The organism is Haloferax sp. SDI50 (assembly GCF_059802635.1).
The window spans coordinates 119,731-139,094 of sequence record NZ_JBPULL010000003.1; the positions used below are offsets into that span (position 1 = coordinate 119,731).

Annotated in this window: 17 protein-coding genes; 8 read left to right on the plus strand and 9 right to left on the minus strand. The window is 65.3% G+C overall.

Annotated elements, in window-relative coordinates; translation table 11 throughout:
* Positions 1-68: 68 nt before the first annotated feature.
* From ACSR87_RS17615 to ACSR87_RS17630, 4 genes are all read right to left on the minus strand, one after another.
* The gene (locus ACSR87_RS17615) at positions 69-2,759 is read right to left on the minus strand and encodes a heavy metal translocating P-type ATPase (RefSeq protein WP_498531510.1); all 2,691 of its coding nucleotides are present in this window, start codon (positions 2,757-2,759) and stop codon (positions 69-71) included.
* A gap of 95 nt (positions 2,760-2,854) precedes the next feature.
* Positions 2,855-4,264, minus strand: coding sequence for a hypothetical protein (locus tag ACSR87_RS17620; RefSeq protein ID WP_498531511.1), 1,410 nt, complete (start codon positions 4,262-4,264; stop codon positions 2,855-2,857).
* Positions 4,261-4,518, minus strand: a complete 258-nt coding sequence (locus tag ACSR87_RS17625; protein WP_008572395.1) for a hypothetical protein — start codon at positions 4,516-4,518, stop codon at positions 4,261-4,263. The genes ACSR87_RS17620 and ACSR87_RS17625 overlap by 4 nt, the downstream gene beginning before the upstream one ends.
* 115 nt (positions 4,519-4,633) lie before the next feature.
* Positions 4,634-5,698, minus strand: a complete 1,065-nt coding sequence (locus ACSR87_RS17630) for a DUF7350 domain-containing protein (protein ID WP_498531512.1) — start codon at positions 5,696-5,698, stop codon at positions 4,634-4,636.
* A 199-nt stretch (positions 5,699-5,897) separates the two neighbouring features.
* Between ACSR87_RS17630 and ACSR87_RS17635 the strand changes: the two genes are divergently transcribed.
* A complete protein-coding gene (locus tag ACSR87_RS17635; protein ID WP_498531513.1) occupies positions 5,898-7,529 on the plus strand; it encodes a PAS domain S-box protein in 1,632 nt (543 codons plus the stop codon).
* 101 nt (positions 7,530-7,630) lie between these two features.
* Here ACSR87_RS17635 and ACSR87_RS17640 read toward each other — a convergent pair whose 3' ends face one another.
* Positions 7,631-8,047, minus strand: a complete 417-nt coding sequence (locus ACSR87_RS17640) for a VOC family protein (RefSeq protein WP_498531514.1) — start codon at positions 8,045-8,047, stop codon at positions 7,631-7,633.
* 171 nt (positions 8,048-8,218) lie between these two features.
* On the opposite strand from ACSR87_RS17640, the gene ACSR87_RS17645 reads away from it, so the two are divergent.
* From ACSR87_RS17645 to ACSR87_RS17670, 6 genes are all read left to right on the plus strand, one after another.
* Complete coding sequence (locus ACSR87_RS17645) at positions 8,219-8,587, plus strand: DUF7964 domain-containing protein (protein WP_498531515.1); 369 nt, start codon at positions 8,219-8,221, stop codon at positions 8,585-8,587.
* Positions 8,588-9,013: 426 nt separating this feature from the next.
* Positions 9,014-9,439 (plus strand): type IV pilin domain-containing protein, encoded by a 426-nt coding sequence (locus tag ACSR87_RS17650; protein ID WP_498531516.1) that lies wholly within the window; start codon positions 9,014-9,016, stop codon positions 9,437-9,439.
* A gap of 239 nt (positions 9,440-9,678) precedes the next feature.
* Positions 9,679-10,125, plus strand: a complete 447-nt coding sequence (locus ACSR87_RS17655; RefSeq protein WP_498531517.1) for a type IV pilin domain-containing protein — start codon at positions 9,679-9,681, stop codon at positions 10,123-10,125.
* Positions 10,126-10,279: 154 nt separating this feature from the next.
* A complete protein-coding gene (locus tag ACSR87_RS17660; protein ID WP_498531518.1) occupies positions 10,280-11,629 on the plus strand; it encodes a M20 family metallopeptidase in 1,350 nt (449 codons plus the stop codon).
* Between the two features lie 6 nt (positions 11,630-11,635).
* Positions 11,636-12,751, plus strand: coding sequence for an aminotransferase class V-fold PLP-dependent enzyme (locus tag ACSR87_RS17665; protein ID WP_498531519.1), 1,116 nt, complete (start codon positions 11,636-11,638; stop codon positions 12,749-12,751).
* A gap of 62 nt (positions 12,752-12,813) precedes the next feature.
* Entirely contained in the window at positions 12,814-13,290 is a 477-nt protein-coding gene (locus ACSR87_RS17670) for a YbaK/EbsC family protein (RefSeq protein ID WP_498531520.1), read from the plus strand.
* Positions 13,291-13,476: 186 nt separating this feature from the next.
* Here the strand turns inward: ACSR87_RS17670 and eif1A are convergent, their stop codons facing one another.
* Complete coding sequence (gene eif1A / locus ACSR87_RS17675; protein ID WP_013035036.1) at positions 13,477-13,761, minus strand: translation initiation factor eIF-1A; 285 nt, start codon at positions 13,759-13,761, stop codon at positions 13,477-13,479.
* Between the two features lie 980 nt (positions 13,762-14,741).
* Between eif1A and ACSR87_RS17680 the strand changes: the two genes are divergently transcribed.
* The gene (locus ACSR87_RS17680) at positions 14,742-15,992 is read left to right on the plus strand and encodes an orc1/cdc6 family replication initiation protein (RefSeq protein WP_004040991.1); all 1,251 of its coding nucleotides are present in this window, start codon (positions 14,742-14,744) and stop codon (positions 15,990-15,992) included.
* 583 nt (positions 15,993-16,575) lie between these two features.
* On the opposite strand, the gene ACSR87_RS17685 is transcribed toward ACSR87_RS17680, so the two are convergent.
* From ACSR87_RS17685 to msrA, 3 genes are all read right to left on the minus strand, one after another.
* Positions 16,576-17,154 carry a DUF7970 domain-containing protein gene (locus ACSR87_RS17685; RefSeq protein ID WP_498531521.1) on the minus strand — a complete coding sequence of 193 codons (579 nt, stop codon included), beginning with the start codon at positions 17,152-17,154 and terminating at the stop codon, positions 16,576-16,578.
* A complete protein-coding gene (locus ACSR87_RS17690; protein WP_004040993.1) occupies positions 17,147-17,971 on the minus strand; it encodes a ParA family protein in 825 nt (274 codons plus the stop codon). The genes ACSR87_RS17685 and ACSR87_RS17690 overlap by 8 nt, the downstream gene beginning before the upstream one ends.
* Before the next feature lie 719 nt (positions 17,972-18,690).
* The gene (gene msrA, locus ACSR87_RS17695) at positions 18,691-19,224 is read right to left on the minus strand and encodes a peptide-methionine (S)-S-oxide reductase MsrA (protein ID WP_008572415.1); all 534 of its coding nucleotides are present in this window, start codon (positions 19,222-19,224) and stop codon (positions 18,691-18,693) included.
* Positions 19,225-19,364 lie beyond the last annotated feature (140 nt).

Sequence of the window (19,364 nt, forward strand, 5' to 3'; positions counted from 1 at the left end):
GAGTGGCACAGATACGCGAATCTGGCAGGGACGGACGGAAAAGACGGAGACGGTCAGCCTCCCGCGACTCAGTCGTCCGGGCGAATCCGAGCGAGTCGCATCGCGTTGCCCGTCACGCCCATGGTCATCCCGGCGTCGCCCGCGAGGACCGCGAGCGCGACCGAGACGTAGCCGAAGGGGACGCCGACCGCGAGGACGGCCTTGATGGCGAGCGACGCCCAGATGTTCTGCCGGATGACGTTGTTCGCCCGGTGGGAGAGTTCGTAGAGGTACGGGAGCTTCGAGAGGTCGTCGGCCATGAGGGCGATATCGGCCGTTTCGAGGGCGGTGTCGGTGCCGGCCGCGCCCATGGCGACGCCGACCGTGGCGGTGGCGAGCGCCGGGGCGTCGTTGATGCCGTCACCGACCATGGCGACCGAGCCGTACTCGTCGAGGAGGCCCTCGACGGCGGCGACCTTGTCCTCCGGGAGGAGGCCCGCGCGGAAGTCGTCGACGCCGACCTGCTCGGCGATGGCGCGGGCGGTCCCCTCGTTGTCGCCGGTGAGCATGACGACCGAGAGACCGGCCTCGCGGAGCTTTGCGACCGTCTCGCGGGCGTCGGGGCGGACCTCGTCGGCGACGGCGACGACGCCTTCGAGGTCGTCTTCGGTCCCGACGACGACGACCGTCTTGCCCTCCGACTGGAGGCGCGGAATCGTGTCCTCGACGAGGTTGAGACAGCCGTGGCGGTCACAGAGCTGTCGGACCTCCGCCGAGAGCTCCTCGCCGGGGCCGGTGACGTGGACGTGTTCGAGGTCGAAGCCGAGCTCCTCGAAGAAGCCGGGCTTGCCGGCGAAGTGCGGGACGCCGTCGAGGTCGGCGCGGACGCCCTTGCCGGTGACGCTCTCGAAGTCGTCGACCTCGCGGGCGGCGACGCCCGTGCCCTCGGCGTGGGAGACGATGGCTTCGCCGATGGGGTGTTCGCTCCGGGCTTCGAGGCCGCGGGCGCACCGCAGCACGTCCGCTTCGGAGTTGCCGTTGAGCGGGACCACGTCGGTGACGGTGAGTTCGCCCTTCGTGAGCGTGCCCGTCTTGTCCACGGCGACGGCCTCGACCGAGCCCATCGCTTCGAGGTGCGTGCCGCCCTTGATGAGCACGCCGTTTTTCGCGGCCGACGTGATGCCCGAGACGACGGAGACGGGCGTCGAGATGACGAACGCGCAGGGGCAGGCGAGCACGAGCATCGTGATGCCGTAGACGAACCACGTCACCCAGTCGAGGCCGAACGCGATGGGCGGAATCGCCGCGACCGCGACCGCGACGACGACCATGACGGGCGTGTAGTACGACGAGAAGCGCTCGACGAACTGCTCGCGTTCGGTCTTGTTGGCCTGCGCGTCCTCGACCATCGAGACGATGCGCGAGAGGGTGTCGTCGCCCGCGGCGGACTCGACGCGGACTTCGAGGTAGCCCGCCTCGTTGACCGTGCCCGCGAACACCTCGTCGCCTTCGGCCTTATCGACCGGGACGGACTCGCCGGTGATGGGAGCCTGATTGACCGCGCTGTCGCCTTCGACCACCGTCCCATCGACGGGAATCTTCTCGCCGGGCTTGACGGCGACCACGTCGTCGACGACGAGTTCCTCGACGGGAACGACCGTCTCCACGCCGTCGCGGAGGACGGTCGCTTCGTCGGGCGAGAGGTCCATCAGTTCGCGGAGGGAGTCGCGCGTGCGGTCCATCGAGTAGCGTTCGAGCAGTTCGGAGACGCTGAACAGGAACGCGAGCGTTGCGGCCTCGAAGTAGAGGCTCGTCGGCCCGGAGATGAGGCTGGCGGCCACGGCGCTGAGAATCGCCGTCGACATCAGGAAGTCGATGTCGAGGCTGCGGTTCTTCGCCGAGTAGTAGCCGTTGCGGAGGATGGCCTGCCCGCCGACCGCGGCCCCGAGGACGTACAGCAGTTCGGCGGCCGTGAACGAGACGCCGAGGACGCTCGCGACGACGAGTTCCAGCCCGAGCAGGTACTCAACCGTGATGCCCGCCGCGAGGAAGCCGCCGCTTAGCCACGTTTTCACCGCGCGCGTGCTGCGCCAGACGCTCTCGCGGTCCGCGTCGGCGTCGCCGCCGCCGTGGGAGTGCCCATAATCCTCGTCCCCGTCGTCGGCGTCGGTTCCGGTGACCTCGTAGCCCGCGCCCTCGATGGCCGAGACGACCGCATCGAGATCCGCGTCGACCGCGAGCGTGACGACGGCGGTCCCGGTCGTCGGACGCGTCTCGTACGACAGTACGCCCGGCGCGCCGCGGAGCGCGTTTTCGACTTTCCCGGCGCAGGAGGCGCAGTCCATGTCCGGCACGGTGAAGGAGACCTCGCGCGTCGAGGGGCCGTCTTCGACGGCGTAGCCCGCGCCCTCGACGTTGCCCCGGATGTCGTCGGGCGTGGTCCGGTCGGGGTCGTACTCGACGACGAGTCGGCCGGTCGTCGCCCGCGGGTCGATATCACCGACGCCGTCGAGTTTCCGGACGCTCGTTTCGACCTTGCTCGCACAGGACGCGCAGTCCATGTCGGGGACGCTGAACTCCGCGCGGACCGCACCGGCGGATTCGCCGGCCGAGTCGCCGGACTCCGAGTCGCCGGACTCCGTCTCGCCGGGCACTCCCGATTCCGACGCGCCCTCGACCTCGCAGGCGTCGTCGCACCCGCAGTTGTCGCCGCCCTGCGGGTCCGTGGACGCGTCCGCCCCGTCACCGGGTCCGGGGTCGCGTCCGTCGTGTTCGCTCATACTCGGCAGTAGTCAGCGACTGGTTAATAATTCACCTGTTAGAAAACGGGGGTTAGATATTGTGTCTTCACAAATTGAAGCCAATCAGTTAATAATCAGAGGAACGGGGGGTTCGCGGTCGGCAGCGAGATGAGCCACAGGCTGAGAATCGTGTAGAGAATCATCACCGCGACGAAGGGGAACTGGCTCCGGACGGCTTGCAGTCTGCTGGGGAAGGTTCGGTAGGCCTGCGAGTGCGCCACCCACACCGCGAGCAGGTGGCCGAGGAGAACGAACGCGATGTTCAGGCCGCCGAACCACGCGGGGAGCGTGAGCACGACCGGGTTCGCCGGCGACGACAGCGGCGACGACAGCGCGTGGACGAGCATCGGTGACAGCGAGACAAAGAAGCCGACGTAGTGCGCGAGGTGGTAGCCCGCGGCGATGGCGAGCAACGAGGGCGCGAATGTGACCGCGAGGTCGAGCGGCGTTTCGAAGGTGTCGATGCGGCGGGCGGTCACCCGCGCGGCGAGGACGTAGAGACCGAGGAAGACCCCGAAGCCGCCGAGGTAGAGCAGTCCGTAGACGAAAAGCGGCGGGAGGCCGACGCCCGCGAGCCACCGGATGGCCGCCGCGCCCTGTTCGGTCGTGACGAAGCCGCTGAAGGTGAGTTCCCAGACGAGGACGACCGCGACGGCCACGTCACCGAGGTCGGTCAGGTCGTCGTCGGTGACGAGTCGCATCCCCGGCAGACGGAACGAGAGGCCGTCGTCGTCGAGGCGAACCGGCGCGACCCGGCCGTAGAAATGGAGGAAGACCGAGACGGGGTCGACCTTATCGAACCAGGCGTCCGCGCCGAGGGTGACAGCGCCGACGAGCGTGACGACCGAGTAGGCCACGAGCGCGGTCGCGAGGACCGACGGCCGGGTCGTGACGGCGGTCGCGGTCTCGACCCAGACGAGCGCGAGAATGCCCGCCACCGCGGGCCAGCGACCGAGTCGTTCGGGGTACGAGACGAAGCCGTTCGGAACCGCCGAGACGACGGTCCGCCACGGGTTCAGCGCGCGCCACGTATCAGCGACGAGATACGAGAGCATCGTGTAGCCGGCGCGGAGCCCCGCGAAGACGACGATGACGGCGAAGTTGACGGTCGGGACCTGCGGGCCGGTGTAGCCGAGGGAAACCGCGAGCGCGAGGAGCGCGAGGCCGAGGACGCCGCCCGCGACTCGGAGCGCGCGCAGGAGTCCGTCCGAGACGCCCGCATCGGGACCGGTCTGCCACAGGTGGACGCGCTCGATGAATCGGCGGTCGGTGACGAAACTGGCGAGGAGCGCGGAGGCTCCGACGGTCGCGCCGCCGGTGGCGAGATAGAGCCACCGCGGGACCGCGAGGTTGTCCTGCGACGCGCCCGCGAGTCCGACCGCGGCGTTGCTCGCGGCCGCCGGGTCCGCGAGGAGCGACAGGAGACTCGCCAGCAGGAGACCGAGACCGAATCGTCTGAGGGAGATGGGTCGGAGTCGGGTCATGATGCGAAGACGATAAACAGCATGAGGAAGCCGAAGTACAGCAGCACGATGACGCCGAGCGCACGGACGCGGAACGACTTGAGTTCCGCTTCCTCCTCGTGGTACGCCTCGCGGTACGCCTCGACCTCCGCGGCGTCGAGGTCGTCGGGGTGTCTCGCGCCCCGGTGGAGGACCAGCAGTCGCTCGGTCGGGTACGCCTCGCCGCACGCTGTGCAGGTGTGGCGGTCGCGCGTCGCGTCTGTGTCCGTGGTCATCCGAGAGTCACCGAGAGTTCGGGGTTGTTGGCTTCTGAACGTTTCCATCGCGGGCGTCCGCGTCGGGGTGTCCGGGTCGCCCGACGGGGGGGTGAGGCGGCGACGAAGCGACACCTCAGACCTCGAACCGCATCGGCTCGAACGCCATGAACGCCGTCTCGTAGCCGTCGTGGCGGGCCACCTGCGGCGGCACGTCCACAGAGAGCGTCAGCGCGTCGCCGGATTCGACGGCCTCGACGCCCGTTCCGTAGTGGTAGCTGAGGTCGGGGTCGAGCGTCCGGGCGAGTCGCGCGCCGTCGAGGGTCGTCGTTCCGTCGCGTTCGAGCGTGGCCCGAACGCCCATCATCGGCAGGACGAACTCGTTGTGCGGCGTCCGCGCCGACACGTAGAGGTACGCACCGTCGACGCCGAAGCGGGAGCCGTCGTCGACGACGAAGGCGTCGAACAGGGCGTCAGCGCTCGTCCGCCGGCCGAGGTGGCGACCGGGAAGGTCGCTGACGGCGGGGGCTTTGCCGGTCGGAACGCCCATCATCTCCATCGCCGGGACCGCGCCGCGGGACCCGGCCTCGTCACCGAGGCGGCGCAGTTCCACGTCGTAGAGGTCGTCCGTGTCGAACGCGAACTCGAACGTCGCCGTCTCGGCCGACTCGAACCGCCCGGCGAACGAGCCGGTTCGGGAAAGCGAGGTGCCGCCGACGTGGACGCGGGCCTCGTAGTCGCCCTCGCCGTCGAGGACGTAGTTCGAGCCGTAGTGCATCCCCATCTGCTGGGAGAGCATCGGGTAGGCGACCTCCTCGCTCACGAGGTCGCCGTCGCGGAGAATCTCGATGGAGACGCCGGCGTCCAGCGGGAGGACGGTCCCCGTCTCGGCGTCCCACAGCGACGCCATGAGGTGAATCGAGTCGTCGGCCTCGACGACGGTCTTCCCGAGGTCGGAGCCGGCGGCGGTCCAGAAGCGATGGGGGTACGAGTAGGTGAGCGCGACGCCGTACGGGCCGGCGGTCGTCTTGCCGTACATCTTCATCCCCTCGGTGACGGCGGGCAGGTAGACCGCCGCCGGCCGGTCGTCGACGAGCGGCGGGTCGCGCCACGCCGACTGTTGTTCGAAGCCGCCGAGACAGCCCGCGGTGGCGGCGAGTGCGCCGATGCCGAGTGTCTTGAGTGCGTCTCGTCGTTTCATGGTGTCTCGATGGCGTCCCGCCGGCTCGTGGTGGGCATGGTTACGATGTCGCGCGTCTCGGGAAGCGGTAGTCACCGTCGCTAGCGTCCCGGTGGCAATGTCGGTTGCGCTTCCGCGTCGGGTTTCGAGGGGTGGTGCCGTCGTTATCAACCGCCGGATTACCGCACCACGTTTATATTTTCGCTCGCGCTCCGTTCGGATGATGAACGACTCGCCGCTCGACGGTCTCGACGCCCGCGCCATCGCGCTGGCGTATCTCGGCTTCGGGACCGCGGGTATCCTCGGCGGCGAGCTACTCCTGTCGGCCACGCTGGGTGCGCCCCCGGCCCCCGAAGCCGAACTCGTCAAGGGACTCGCGTTCGTCGCCGTCTCCACCGCGTTCGTCTGGGCGCTCGTCTCCCGGAAGAACCGTCGAATCGAGCGCCAGCAGGCGTCGGTTCGGTCGTCGCTGGACCAGCTTCGAACCGTGGTCGCCGCGTCCCCGGTGCCGATTATCGCGGTCACGCCCGAGGGGCGCGTGACGAGGTGGAACGACGCCGCCACTGAGACGTTCGGCTGGGGGCGCGAGGAGGTGCTCGGCGGACCGCTCCCCTACAACGCGGGCGAGGACAGCGAGGATAGCGAGGAGATTATCCGGCGAACCATCGCAGAAAACGGCCTCTCGGACGTTCAAGTCGAGCGACAGCCGGCGGACGGCGACCTCCGCGAGTTTCGGCTTTCGACGGCGGTCGTCCGCGACGCCGACGGCGAGGTGGCCGAAGTCGTCGGCGTCTTCGTCGACGTGACAGAACAGCAGCGGCGGGAGCGCCGCCTCCGCGAGTTCGAGCAGGCCGTCGAGCAGGCGGGCCACGCGATTTACCTCACCACGCCGGACGGGGAGATTACGTACGTCAACCCGGCGTTCGAGGAGACGACGGGCTACGACGCCGCGGAGGTCATCGGCGAACCGGCGTCGATACTCAGTTCGGGCGAGATGCCGGAGACGTACTACGAGCGACTGTGGCGCGCCCTCCAGTCCGGCGAGACGTGGCAAGAGCGAATCATCGACCGACGGAAAAGCGGCGAGCTCTACACCGCGATACAGACCATCGCGCCCATCGAGAGCAACGGCGACATCGACGGCTACGTCGCCATCCAGTCCGACGTCACCGAGTCGGAGGTGACCAGACAGCGACTCGGCGTCCTCAACCGGATGTTCCGGCACAACCTCCGAAACCGGATGAACGTCATCGAGGGCTACGCGGAGCTGATTCGCCAGAACGAGGCCACGGACACCGACGAGGAACTCGCCGAGGCTGCCGAAGCCATCGTCGAGGCGGCGGACGACCTCGCGTCGCTCTCCGAGAAGGCGCAGACGGTCTCGGACGCCCTCGAATCCGAGGGGACGCCGCGGCGCGTCTCGACGCTCGTCGAAGACGCCGTGTCGAGGGCCGAATCGACGTATCCGGAGGCGGCGGTGCGGACGGACATCGAGACGGGGCTCTACGCGCGAGTCGACAGCCGCGTCGGCGCGGCGCTCGACGAGCTAATCGCGAACGCGCTCAAACACGGCGGCGAAACGGTCCATATCGACGTGTGCCGAACCGAAGCCGACGACTCGAAACTCGTCGTGCGCGTCGACGACGACGGGCCGGGAATCCCCGACGAGGAGTGGCGTGTCATCAAGCGCGGCGAGGAGACGCCGCTCGAACACGGGACCGGGATGGGCCTGTGGCTGGTCCACTGGGTCGTCAAGAAAGCGGGCGGGAGCATGGAGTTGGAACCGTCTTCCCTCGGGGGGACGGCCGTGACGCTGAAGCTTCCAATCGGGTCGGAGCGGCCGCGGGCGTAGTCTCCGACCGACGAGTGACCACACTACCGCCCAGTATTGCAGTTCGAGAACAATTCGACGGCGAGTTTCGAGCGGCGAGCCCGTCGAACGAAGCGGCCGGGTCAGGCGTCGAGGAGTTCGACGAGATTCCCTTCGGGGTCGCGGACGAACGCGATTCGCGTGCCGGTTTCGGTCGTCTGCGGTTCGCTGAGCGTCTCGGCGTCGGCCGGGAGTTGAGCGACCGCGGCGTCGACGTCCTCGACCGAGAGCCCGAGGTGGGTCGCGCCGGGACGGTTGAGCGTCGGTTCGTCGGTGTCGGTGCCGACCGGGTCGTACTCGACGAGTTCGACGCGCACGTCGCCGCCGTCGAGGTGGGCGAAGCGCGCCGACGCGCCGTCGACGGAGACGGCGGTGGCGAACTCCTCGCCGCCGACTTCGAAGCGAGAGACGACCGGCAGGTCGAGCGCGTCGCGGTAGAATTCGAGCGTCGAATCGAGGTCGCAGACGGTGAGACCGACGTGGTGTGCGCTGGAGTTCACGGTTCGTCTGCGCGCGCAGAGCCCCAAAGGCGCTTCGCTCGGAACGCGGGGCGACGCGAGTCGGTCGGTGTCCGGACCCGCGCCGCCGGAGACCGTATCGCATATACCCGCTCGGCCGCCCAGATAGGGTACGATGGAACCGACAGGTGCGCGACGCGAGGTGGTGCGACCGTGAGCGAACCGTTCGTCGAGTCGCTCCCCGGACGGGCCGTCCCCAAATCGTTCGTCGCCGAACTCGAGACGAAGGAGGCGATTCAGCAGGCCGTCGCCGTCCGCGGCTACAACATCGAACGCGACGGCGAGACGGTCCAGCACGCCTACCAACTGGTCGTGAACGTCCGCGGGAAGTACATCCTCGGACTGCACCTCACGAACGGGACGTGGCGCGTCGTCTTCGACACGCGCGACCACCCGAAACTCGCACAGGAAGGCCCGCACGCGGCCTACGAGGCCGTCCACGACGCGCTCTACGAGCGCGCGCCCTCCGACGCGAAGATAGATTTCGAGTCGACGCCGCGCTTCTGGAACGCCTCCCAGTAGGCCGTTTTCCCGACGTTTTCGACCGCCTCGGCGTTTCGAGTCGCGTGAGCGACGCGTATGGGACGCGCGCCGCGGCCGACACCCTCCCGAACCCACACCACCATGTCCGCAGAAATCGGGAGCGCAACAGTTCGAGCGGGTGCGTCGCGCGAGCGAGAGAGTCGGATTCGCGTGTGTAGCGCGTCAGGTCGGCGGTTCAGCACCGACCGCCCCTTCGGGTGGTACGCAGGTGGGATGGAACGGCTTAAATCCCGAATTCGGCGGTTAGGAGCGCCCTAACCCCTCGAATAGACCGGTAAGCCGCTGCGAAATTAAATATATCCGGAACATACGGAAGGCCAACAGGAGCCGGAACATGTGGCCGCTCGAAGTCCCGTGCAGGTGGGCACGAGGTGGGTGGGTCAGAGGCCGGTCCTGGGTAGAACAATGGATATCAAGAACTTCCTTAGCGAATCACGCGCAGTCTCGCCGGTCATCGGCGTCATCCTCATGGTCGCGATTACCGTCATCCTCGCGGCCGTCATCGGTACCTTCGTCCTCGGTCTCGGCGACCAGGTCGGTGACACCGCCCCGCAGGCGAGCTTCAGCTTCGACTACGACGGTATCGACACCGTGACCATCACGCACGAAAGCGGTGACGCAATCGACTTCGAGAGTCTGAGCGTGTCTGAAACTTCGGACGAGACCAGCAGTACGGTCGACAACGACGGAGACAGTGACGGCAACATGGATGCCGGTGACAGTATCGAAGTCACGTTCGGCGGCTCGCTCGACGACGGCGACGAAGTGCGCCTCGTCTGGACCTCCGAGTCCGGCTCCAACTCCGCGACCCTACAAACGTACACGCACTAAACGGTCCGCGGCGACACAGCCAACCGAACCTCGATTTTTCGAACGTCACTCCGTGAGCGGCAGCACCAGCCGATTCTGGTACGAATCACGCATGAGACGTGAAACGCCTTCTCAATACTAGTTTATAGCTTCGGAGAACGTCAGGCAATCTGTTAGGTTAGAACGCAGGCGTTCGAGGACCGATTCGAATTTTTCTCAACGGTCGCCTCTCGTCCGGCACACCTAGGAGAAACACAACTATGCAAATCAAGAGAATCTTCACGGAGTCCCGCGCAGTCTCGCCGGTCATCGGCGTCATCCTCATGGTCGCGATTACCGTCATCCTCGCGGCCGTCATCGGCACCTTCGTCCTCGGTCTCGGCGACCAGGTCGGCGACACCGCTCCCCAAGCGAGCTTCACGTTCGACTACGACGGGCAGACGGAACTGACCATCACGCACGAAAGCGGCGCGCAGATTGACGGCGATTTAGTCACTATCGCGGGAAATGTCAACGTCAGTGATGCTAGTGACGCAAACAAGTGGTCGAGCCTCGGCTCAGACACCATCAGCGCGGGTGAGTCCGTCGTCGTCCAAGACGACACTGCAAGCGATGGGTTCGAAAACGGCGACACCGTCCGCATCGTCTGGACCTCCGAATCCGGCTCCAACTCCGCGACCCTCCAGCGGTGGACCTACAACGCCTGATACCGGAATCAGCACCGCACCCCACCCTCCCCCACTCGGAGTGACGATTTCTTTCGGACCTGTCCCACAGAGGCACCCGTATCTCGCCCCACCGGTATTGTGTTTTTAGCACAAACTTATTCGTCGTCAGTACGTACATCCGGACAGAGAATTCATGTCCAGCGACCCACCCGCCGTCGTCGCCTCCCTCCGCGAGCACCGCGAGGACGTCGTCGACCTCGCGGAGACGCTCGTCGGCCACGACACGCAGAACCCGCCGGGAGACACGCGGGACCTCGCGTCGTGGGTCGAATCGTTCTTTTCGGAGCTCGGTATCGAGACCGAGCGCGTCGCCTCGGACCCGACGAAGCCGAATCTCGTGGCGACGCTCCCGGGCGCGACAGACCGAACGCTCGTCCTGTTGGGACACCTCGATACGGTCCCGTTCGAGGCGGCCGAGTGGACGCGCGACCCGCTCGGTGGGCGGGCGGGAAACCGGCTCTACGGGCGCGGCGCGACCGACATGAAGGGAGCAGTCGCCGCGATGCTCGCGGTGGCGAACGCGTACGTCGAAACCGACACGACGCCGGCGACGACCCTCGTGTTCGCGTTCGTCAGCGACGAGGAAGTCGCCGGGAGCGCGGGGCTGCCGACGCTGCTCGACCGGCGCGGGCTCGCCGCGGACGCCTGCGTCATCGGCGAGACGACCTGCGAGAGCGACCGCCACTCGGTGACCGTCGCGGACCGGGGGAGCATCTGGTTGGAACTCGAAGCGACGGGGACCGCCGCCCACGGCTCCCGACCGATGCTCGGTGAGAACGCGATTCACCGGCTCTGCCGCGCCGTGAGCGACATCGAATCGACGCTCGCTGATTACCGGTTCGAGTTCGACCCCGCGGTGCGGGCGCTCGTCGACGAGTCCGTCGAGTACTACGCGCCGCGGTTCGGCGCGGACGCGGCGCGAGAGCTGTTCGAGCGGCCGTCGGTCAATCTGGGCGTCCTCTCGGGCGGCGACCGGGTGAACGTCGTCCCCGATACGGCGCGGGCGAAACTCGATATTCGCGTGACGGCGGGCGTCGAGACGGCGGCGGTGCTCGACCGCGTTCGGGAGGTCGTCGCCGGTCACGACGGCGTCGAGATTTCGGACGCGGACTGGTCGGTCGGGACGTTCGAAGACCCCGACAGCGCGCTGGCGAACGCCGTGGTCTCGGTCGTTGAAGGCGTCACCGGCGGGCGCGTGTACCGCCGGAGCGCGACCGGCGGCGGCGACGCGAAGCGAATGCGAAACGCTGGCGTCCCGACCGTCGAGTTCGGTCTGGGGACCGAGACGGCGCACGCGGTCGACGAGTTCACCACCGTCGAGGCGCTCGTCGGCAACGCCGAGGTGTACGCCCGCCTCCCCGACGAGTTGTTGCGGCAATTCGATAGTGGTACCAGAACGTTTGATTCGACGGGCGTATCACCAGCAGACACGACTCCTTCGCGGCGCAACCGACGAGAAAACACCTCCGATGACACCCGATAACGCACTATGACACCCGACGAACTCCGAACGACGATTCCGGCTCTCGACGACGTCACGTATCTCAACACCGGCGCGCACGGCCCGAGTCCGCGCCCCATCGTGGAGCGCGCGACCGAGTTCCTCGAATACCACGAGTACGAATCGCCGGGCGACGACGGCCCCTATCCGACCGCGTTCGACGCCTACGAGGCCGTCCGCGAGGACGTGGCCGCGTTCATCGGTGCCGAAACGGAGGAGGTGGCGCTGACCCAGAGTACCACCGACGGCATCAACCGCATCGCCACCGCGCTCGACTGGGAGCCGGGCGACGTGGTCGTCCGAACCGACCTCGAACACCCGGCCGGCATCCTCCCGTGGCGGCGACTCGAACGCGAGGGGGTCGAAGTCCGCGTCGTCGAGAGCGAGGCAGGGCGGCTCGATATGGACCAGTACGCCGAGGCCGTCAGCGACGCCAAACTCGTCTGTTTCAGCGCCCTAACGTGGAACTACGGGACGCGACTCCCCGTGCGCGAACTCACCGATATCGCCCGCGACGCCGGCGCGCTGTCGGTGGTCGACGCGGTCCAGTCGTTCGGCCAGTACCCCGTCGCCGTGGACGACTGGGGAGCTGACATCGTCGCCGGCGCGGGCCACAAGTGGCTGCTCGGGCCGTGGGGCGCGGGCTTCCTCTACGTCCGGCGCGAGGTCGCGGAGGGCGTCGAACCGCACGCCGTCGGCTACCGCGGCGTCACGGAGCCGAACGCCGACGGGCTCGACTTCGCGCCCGGAGCGAAACGCTTCGAGGTCGGAACCACCAACCCCGCGCCGCACGTCGCGCTCCGAGAGGCTATCGACATCGCCGAGCGCGTCGGCCTCGACCGAACCGAGGAACACGTTCGCGACCTCGCAAGCCGGTTCATCGAAACCGTCCCGGAGGGACGGCTGTTGAGCCCGCACGACCCAGAGTCGGGGCTGGTTTCCTTCGAAGTCCCTGACCCGGAGGGGACGGTCGAACGGCTCAAATCGGCGGGGGTTGTCGTCCGGACGCTTCCCGAACCGACGGCGGTCCGGGCGTCGTTCCACAATTTCAACGACGAGTCGGACGTGGCGGCGCTTCGCGACGGACTTGACGGAGAGTGGTGAGTGCAGCGCAGTATCTGCCACGGCGGTAAACGTTCATATCCACCGACGTGGAAGCCCTGAGCATGCATCCCACGGCACGCAAGTTTGCCGACCGAGTACGCGATTCTCACGGCTTCGAAGCGACCATCGAGGAGTTCCCCGAGGGAACCAAGACGGCCGACGACGCGGCTGCGGCCGTCGGCTGCGACGTCGCCCAAATCGTCAAGAGCATCGTGATGCGCGTGGGCGACGAGACGGTTGTCGTCCTCACGAGCGGTGCGAACCGCGTTGACGAAGCCTCGCTCGGCTCCGAGTTCGATGCCGAACAGGGCTCGGTTCGAAGCGCCAACCCCGACGAAGTGAAAGCGGCGACCGGCTGGAGCATCGGCGGCGTACCGCCGACCTGCCACGCGACGGACTGCCCCGTGCTCGCGGACCCGACGTTCGAGTCGTTCGACCGGATTTGGGCCGCTGCGGGAACCCCCGAAGCCGTGTTCCAACTCACGCCGGACGACCTGCGGGCGCTCTCCGCGCCGCGGTTCGTCGACGTGTTCGAGTGAGGCGAGCGCAGAATCGAAGCGGACACCCGATGCGGTCCGCCGCGGACCGCGACGAGAACAACACCACTATGTCCGCTGTTCTGGTCGGTCGGCGTGAAGTGAGTATCGTTGGAGAGAAACTCCGAGGCTATCGTAGAGCCGCGGCTGGTCGTCAGGCGAGATAAACTCTCCTTTCGGAGAAAATGATTACTGAATGTGGCCTTCGCGCCGAAGCTGGTCCGCGTCCTCGCCGGTGTAGCGCCATTCGATGTTGGCTTTCTCGTCCTGCCAGTCCCACGGTTCGACGAGCACGACGTCGCCCTCGTTGATCCACGTGCGGTACTTCATTCGGCCGGGGATGCGGCCCATGCGGTTCTTTCCGTCTTCACAGCGGATTCGGACGTGGTTGCCACCGTTGTGTTCTGTGACGACTGCGAACAGCTCGTTGTCGTTGGGCATTCGAAGGTTTCGACGCCCTTGATTTTCACTCACATTCTTGCTCAGGGACGGAGACGGATAACTTATCGGATACTCGTGATAGCAAATGTCACAGCATTGAAACGGAGTGATTGCAGTTTCGAACACCACGTTGTCCGCTGTTTTCCGACAGTTTGGCCGCCAAGAGAGGAAGATACGTCGTGATAACGACTCACAAACACGGTTCGAGGTTTCGGTGGAGATTCCGTTGGGGGCCATGTTCGCGGTCGGCCATCGCCGGTTCGTCGTTGGGTGGCCACCGAGTCGACACTGAGTCGTCGCTGAGAGCAGGCGGTGACGAGGTCATCCACGATTCCCCTACAACACCACTTCGTCCGCAGTTGTTCGTCGTCTCAGCCCCTAAAAAGACGCTTTTACCGGCTCACGGAACTTCGTAGAGTCACAGAGAACCACGGAGAACGGATTCCGTCGGTAACCGAAGACGAGCGACGAAGTCAGTCGACTCGACCGGACGAGACAAACCACGCGATTGTGTGACGACCCGCGTCGACGAGCGGCCGAGACGTGTTCGGTGAGTGTTGACACAGACACCACGTTGTCCGCTGTTCTCGACGAATGGGAGTGTGAAGACGAGACGGTTGGTGCGACGGGGAACACTCACACCACTTTGTCCGCTGTTCTCGGTGCGAAGCGGTACCCCCCGTCGGCGTGAGACGGCTCTTTCCCACGGATTTCCAATCGGGGAAGTTAGTTTAGATTCAAAGACAGTCGAATAAAACAAGCCGTCCTCAAACAGCTGCTATATAACTAGTATATTTGTCTGTACTACGGACTTAGTTTAAGTTACAGTATTATAAATCTTTCTCTATATCAAGACAAACAAACTCGTCCACTTGTTCCACCGGTTACCGTCGTCTCCCAGAACAGCGGACAAAGTGGAGGGGGTGTGTCCCCGCCTAAGTATATAAAGAGCGAGAACAGCGGACACTCCGGACGCGGTGGTTTTATCAATGAAGTGGTCGAACCGTGGTAGTATGCCCCTATTCGAGCGGGACACCGAGATCTATCGGGACCGGGACGCCCTCCGCGAGGACTACCAGCCCGAGGAACTCGTGGGGCGTGACGAGGAACTCCGCACCTTCCAGGCTGCGCTGCAACCGGTCATCAACGGCGAACAGCCCAACAACATCTTCCTCTACGGGAAGACCGGCGTCGGCAAGACCGCCGCGTCGCGGTACTTACTCGGTCACCTCCGCGAGGACGCGAGCCACTACGACGACATCCACCTCACCGTCGTCTTCCTGAACTGCGACGGACTCACGAGTTCGTATCAGATTGCGACCCGCCTCGTCAACGAGTTCCGGTCGGAGTCGAACCAGATTAGCACGACGGGCTACCCGCTCGGCTCCGTCTACGAGATGCTCTGGCAGGAACTCGACGACTGCGGCGGGACGATAATCATCGTCCTCGACGAGATCGACCACGTCAACGACGACAGCATCCTCTACCAACTTCCGCGAGCGCGGGCCAATGGGAACCTCGACGCGGCGAAGGTCGGACTCATCGGCATCTCCAACGACTTCTCGTTCCGCGATGACCTCTCGCCGAAGGTCAAAAGCTCCCTGTGCGAACAGGAGATTCACTTCCCGGCGTACAACGCCAAGAACCTCCGGGCCATCCTCGAACAGCGCGCGAAAGTGGCGTTCCGCGAGGGCGTCCTCTCCGACGAGGTGATTCCGCTCTGTGCCGCCTACGGCGCGAAAGACGCCGGGGACGCCCGCCAATCCATCGACCTGTTGATGAAAGCCGGCGATTTGGCCCGCGACGACGACACCGACCGCATCGAAGAAGAGCACGTCAAACGTGGCCGGCGGGCCCTCGAACGCGGCCGCATCAAGGAGGGAATCAACGGACTCACCGAACACGGCCACCTCGTGCTCTACTCGCTTTTGACGCTCGAACTGGAGGACGAGACGCCGATTCGCTCCCGCGACGTTCGCCCCCGCTACACCCGGTTTACCGAACTCGCCAACCGCGACCCGCTCGTCCCGCGGCGGATGCGCGACCACCTCAGCGAGCTCGCGATGCTCGGTATCGTCTCCGTCACCGAGCGAAACGAGGGTCGACGCGGCGGGACGTACCGCGAATACGCCCTCGATATGGACGTCGGGCTTATCGTCTCGGCCATGCGCGACACCATCGAACTCGTCGGCGTTCACGAGACGGTCGAACCGTTCCTCGACGGCGACAAGACGAGCACGCTCGACGACTTCATCGAGCAGTAACCCACCCACTCCGACACGGACTACTGCGGACATCGTGGTGTTGCCCTCCGCCCGGCCCGTCGGAACGGCTCTCCACCGCACCACGGAACTGACTGTAATATGACTAGTCTCGCAGAAGCGCGTGTTCGGCTGGACGCGATGCTCACCTTCGTTACTTCCTCCGAACGTTTGGAACACCACAATGTCCGCAGTAAATCGGCTATTTTCGCCGCTTACTAGAACTGCGGACATTATCGTGTTGCCGTCCCGTCGCGACGGACTGTTTCACCGGTAGCGGCCTTCTTCGTGGCTCGGTATCGGCACAACAGCGGACATACTGGTGTTCGGTTTCGCGTTTTTTCGACGTTCGAAACCGGCGTCCGTACCATCGCTGCGACAACAGCGGACGCCCCGGTGTTCGACCGCCGTTCGTCTTAGATTCGCGTCGGATTCGCATCGAATTCGCGTCGGATTCGGCTCCGACTGTCGCCGACTGCTTCGACGGTCGGGTGTCGCCTTCCGTCTCGAACACCACATTGTCCGCTGTTATTCGGGTGTTCGAGTCGATTCCTCTCGATTTTCCACGTCTCGCTCACTCACTCATTCATTCGTCTCGCGTTTCGAGGACGGCATCGGCGATTTCTTCGGGGTACTCGGCGGCGACGCGGACGAGCGCGTCGTGGAACTCGCGGCCGGTCAGGTCGCGCACGTCGTGTTCTCGGCGGAGGAGCGACTCGACTTCGAACTCGGCGTCGTCAAGTCGGTCGAGCGTCGCGGTTCGGACGTAGATGCTCTTTGCGGTCGTCGCCTCGAACTCGAACGCCGGGCCGTCCGCCGTCTCCGTCGCCTGCTCCGTGTCGACGGCGCTTTCTGCGCCGTCTGTCTCGGCGTTCGATTCAGTTGCCTCTTCGGCTTCGTCGCCGTCGTTCCTCTCAACGACTTCGCTGCCTTCGCCCGCGTCATCGCTCTCGCTCGCTTCGTCTGACTCCGGGTCGGATTCGGCTTTCGAGTCGGGCGCAGAGTCGCCCTCGGATTCGGATTCGACCGCTGGTTCGGGTTCCGACTTCTCGGATTTGTCAGTGGTGCCCTCGTCCGCGGTCTGCTCGTCGTCGGATTCTGCGTCCGGTTCCGACTCGGATTCCATCGCCTCGCCGAGGCCGGCGAATCGGTTCTCCTTAGGCATCGTCGGTCCCTCCGTGCTCGACGATTTCCGCGAGCCGGTCGAGCCGGTCTAACATGTCGTTCGACGGGTCGTACTCTCGGAGGGTCTTCCCGTCGCGCCAGGCGCGACTGAACGCGATTCGGTGTCTGATGCCCGGCCCCTTGGAGTCGGGGTCGTCGAACAGGTCCGAGCGGGCGAACGGCGGGATGAACTGCTCGAAGGGCGAGTCTTCGAGGTCGCGGATGATCCGTTTTTCCTCGTTGTTTCCGGTGAGGTCGTTCGGGACGATAGCGAGGATGTCGAGGTCGACCTCGCGGCGAATCGGGCCGATCTGTTGTTCGAACATCCGTTCGAAGCCGCTCACGCTCGGCTCGCTCATGAGGAGCGGGACGACGACGTTCCCGGTTCCGATGAGCGCCGCGTCGGACAGCGGGCCGAGGCTCGGCGGCGAGTCGATGACGATGTAGTCGTAGTCGTCGCCGAGAAGCGGGTCGACGATTCGACGACGGACCCAGAGCATGCCGAACGTCGAGTTCCGAACGCGGTCTTCGATGTCGTCGAGGTCGACGTGAGACGGGAGCACGTCGAAGCCCTCGCGGTCGCGTATCACTTCGCGCACGTCGATGGGGTCGTCGTCGGTCAGCACGTCGCCGATGTTCGGCTCCAACGACTCGTAGTCGTCTTTCAGCCCGACGCCCTCGGTCGCGTTCCCCTGTTGGTCGAGGTCGACCAACAGCACGTCGTTCCCCCGCGCGGCGAGCGCGTCGGCGAGGTTGATGGCTATCGTCGTCTTTCCGACTCCGCCCTTCTGGAGGGAGACGCTCACGGCTCGCGACACCTATCTGCCCTCCCGCGGAACGCGATGTTCACACATTGTACACAGTCTACGCTGTGTCTGCTGTTTGGGCGGTGCAAACTCCGTCTGAACTGCGGACTGTGCGGACATCTGGAGGCTCGAACGGACGTTCTGCGGCATGCCACATAATTTTATCCACGACTTTTGAACCGTTGGGACTTCGTCTACATTCTGAACTCTTTATAATTTCTACAATTTCTACAAATTGTAAACGTTCGGCCGTCGACGGCCGGTGACTCGCCTCCGTTCCGGCCTGAGAACTCTCTACTTCGCTCACCGTGTGCGATTCTCGGGCATCGCTCGCATTCTTTGCTGTTCTCACAGTGTACGAATCTCACGCGGTGCAGACTGCCTAAAGAATCTACAATTTCTACAATTTGTGGACCGTGTATGCCTTCTAAAATTCGGGAGCAGTACGGAATTCGTGAGCGGTTCGAACCGCGTGGACGGTTTCGACTGCCTTCGCTGTTCGCACCGTTCGAACTGCTCTGACTGTCGAGACCGCTTTGACTGTTCAGACTGCCCCGACTGTCCGCGCTCTCCTCACGGGTTCCACCGCGCTCGAAGTCCGCCCGGTTTCGACTGTTCGAACGCCGCCTCCGACGTTGCACGGGTCACTATTTCACCAGAAATCGAATATTCAGCGGCGCTATCGGTAGAATACTGCGGACATCGTGGTGTTCCTCGGTCGCCGCGCCGGCTCAGTTGGCGAGTTTGTCGGCGAACTTCTCGCGGACTTTCTCGACTTTCGGGCTCGCGTGGAACTGGCAGTAGGCGTCGTTGGGGTTTTTCTCGAAGTAGTCCTGGTGGTGTTCCTCCGCCTCGTAGAAGGTCTCAAGCGGAACTAACTCCGTGACCACCTCGTCGTCGTACTCCTCGTCAAGCGCCTCGATGTAGGCCGACGCCTGTCGCTTCTGGTCGTCGTCGTGGAACAGGACGATAGAGCGGTACTGCGTCCCCACGTCCGGCCCCTGTCGGTTGAGTTGGGTCGGGTCGTGGACCGCGAAGAACACGTCGAGCAGTTCGTCGTAGCCGACGACCGCGGGGTCGTAGTCGACCTGCACGACCTCGGCGTGGCCGGTACTCCCCGAACAGACCTGCTCGTAGCTCGGGTTCTCCGTCTCGCCACCGGCGTAGCCAGAGGTGACCTCGCTGATGCCGTCGAGTTCCTTGAACGCGGCTTCGACGCACCAGAAACAGCCGCCGCCGAACGTCGCAGTCTGTGTGCTTCCCATAGCCTCGGTTACGTCGCCGGGGAATTAAGCCCCGCGGCGGGGGCAGTCGCGGCCGGGGCCCGCGGTCGTCATCCCGATGTACCCCCCACGAAACTGTACGCGAAGCCAACATTTATCCGCCCCGTCTGTCAGCAATTACC

What these genes read in the sequence shown, in the direction of transcription:
- ACSR87_RS17630 (WP_498531512.1), bottom strand. Translation starts at nt 5,698, where the DNA reads ATGAAACGACGAGACGCACTCAAGACACTCGGCATCGGCGCACTCGCC.
- ACSR87_RS17680 (WP_004040991.1), top strand. Translation starts at nt 14,742, where the DNA reads ATGCCCCTATTCGAGCGGGACACCGAGATCTATCGGGACCGGGACGCC.
- ACSR87_RS17655 (WP_498531517.1), top strand. Translation starts at nt 9,679, where the DNA reads ATGCAAATCAAGAGAATCTTCACGGAGTCCCGCGCAGTCTCGCCGGTC.
- ACSR87_RS17685 (WP_498531521.1), bottom strand. Translation starts at nt 17,154, where the DNA reads ATGCCTAAGGAGAACCGATTCGCCGGCCTCGGCGAGGCGATGGAATCC.
- ACSR87_RS17615 (WP_498531510.1), bottom strand. Translation starts at nt 2,759, where the DNA reads ATGAGCGAACACGACGGACGCGACCCCGGACCCGGTGACGGGGCGGAC.
- ACSR87_RS17650 (WP_498531516.1), top strand. Translation starts at nt 9,014, where the DNA reads ATGGATATCAAGAACTTCCTTAGCGAATCACGCGCAGTCTCGCCGGTC.
- ACSR87_RS17620 (WP_498531511.1), bottom strand. Translation starts at nt 4,264, where the DNA reads ATGACCCGACTCCGACCCATCTCCCTCAGACGATTCGGTCTCGGTCTC.
- ACSR87_RS17665 (WP_498531519.1), top strand. Translation starts at nt 11,636, where the DNA reads ATGACACCCGACGAACTCCGAACGACGATTCCGGCTCTCGACGACGTC.
- ACSR87_RS17670 (WP_498531520.1), top strand. Translation starts at nt 12,814, where the DNA reads ATGCATCCCACGGCACGCAAGTTTGCCGACCGAGTACGCGATTCTCAC.
- ACSR87_RS17635 (WP_498531513.1), top strand. Translation starts at nt 5,898, where the DNA reads ATGATGAACGACTCGCCGCTCGACGGTCTCGACGCCCGCGCCATCGCG.
- msrA (WP_008572415.1), bottom strand. Translation starts at nt 19,224, where the DNA reads ATGGGAAGCACACAGACTGCGACGTTCGGCGGCGGCTGTTTCTGGTGC.
- ACSR87_RS17660 (WP_498531518.1), top strand. Translation starts at nt 10,280, where the DNA reads ATGTCCAGCGACCCACCCGCCGTCGTCGCCTCCCTCCGCGAGCACCGC.
- ACSR87_RS17625 (WP_008572395.1), bottom strand. Translation starts at nt 4,518, where the DNA reads ATGACCACGGACACAGACGCGACGCGCGACCGCCACACCTGCACAGCG.